The 1,224-nt window shown below is 55.4% G+C and carries 1 protein-coding gene; it reads right to left on the bottom strand.

Annotated features, from left to right (window positions below):
• Window positions 1-69: 69 nt before the first annotated feature.
• The coding region (locus tag ACOI7Z_RS27205) for a TonB-dependent receptor (RefSeq protein ID WP_139246141.1) at window positions 70-1,224 on the bottom strand (1,155 nt) is incomplete at its 5' end.

Below are 1,224 nucleotides of genomic sequence, written 5' to 3'. Positions count from 1 at the left end.
TACCAGGAATCAACGCCTTTACCCGCTGCCGGAGCCTCACCTCAATAGCACTCTCCGGCAGCCGTATTGTTACAGCGAATCAAACTGATAGCTGACCGATAGCCCAACGCCATAGTTACGGCCCGGCGCCGGTTCATAATAGCGTCCGTTGCTCTCGTTGACGATAACAGAGCCGACGTAGCGCTTATCAAACAGGTTATCAACGCGCGTATAGAGGTCGACGGTCCAGTTATCTAGCACATATTTATAGCCGGTATTCAGTGCCGTCACCGTATAGGCTGGAGCCTGCTCGCTATTGGCATCGTTGACCTGAATATCGCTCATATAGCGGACTTCAGCGCCAGCGTACCATCCCTCTTCCGGCACCCAGCCAAAGGAGGCATAGGCGCTATTACGTGCAATCCCCGGGATCCGATTGCCGCTCTGAATAGCATCGCCGGCGTTTTCACGGTAGGTCGCATCCAGCAGCGTCCACGCCAGTTTGGCGCGCCAGGCGGGCGCAAATTGCTGATCCCATCCCAGTTCGACCCCGCGGCGGCGCGTCTTGCCCGCGTTCTGATAGGACGTACGGCCATTGTCGCTGGCGGCAACGACAATTTCATTTTTCGTGTCCGTATTGAAGACGCTCAGGCTCGCCATCCCGGTGCCCACCTGCCATTTACTGCCTGCTTCAACGGTGGTGTTAGTGGCCGGTTGCAGAGCAAAGTTAAGCCCGGACTGACCATCGGGACGATAGGACAGCTCGTTAATGGTCGGCGTTTCAAATCCCCTCCCGGCAGAGAGGTAAACGTTCCACTGCGGCGTCATGGCATACTTCAGCGCTGCCGCCGGAAGCCACTTGTGATAGCTCGCTTCGCCGCTATCATCACCATTTTTACCTACAACATAACGATCGTTGGAATCAAACCATACCGAGCTATAGCGCGCCCCGGCGTCCAGCCCCAGGGCTGAGGTGAGCTGCCAGTGCGTTTGAATGTAGGGATCGAGGTTCCACATCAGGTTACGTTCGTTACGTCGCATATCACCTTTGGTGCCGAGATCGTAAACGCCGTTCTGATAAACAAAGTTCTCATAGCCTTTGCGCTGTTCGGTCATCGCCTCGTAATCAAGGCCGGTGGTGATGGCGTAAGGGATAAAACCGCTGTCATCGTGGTGTGTCCAGCGCGTGGCTTTGTTGAATAAATCAGATTTCGGGTAAGTCTCCCCCGTAGCGGGTTGTGTTTT

The organism is Klebsiella sp. C283 (genome assembly GCF_048822555.1).
GTDB classification, from domain to species: domain Bacteria; phylum Pseudomonadota; class Gammaproteobacteria; order Enterobacterales; family Enterobacteriaceae; genus Klebsiella; species Klebsiella quasipneumoniae.
This window is presented reverse-complemented; position numbering and strand designations above follow the sequence as displayed.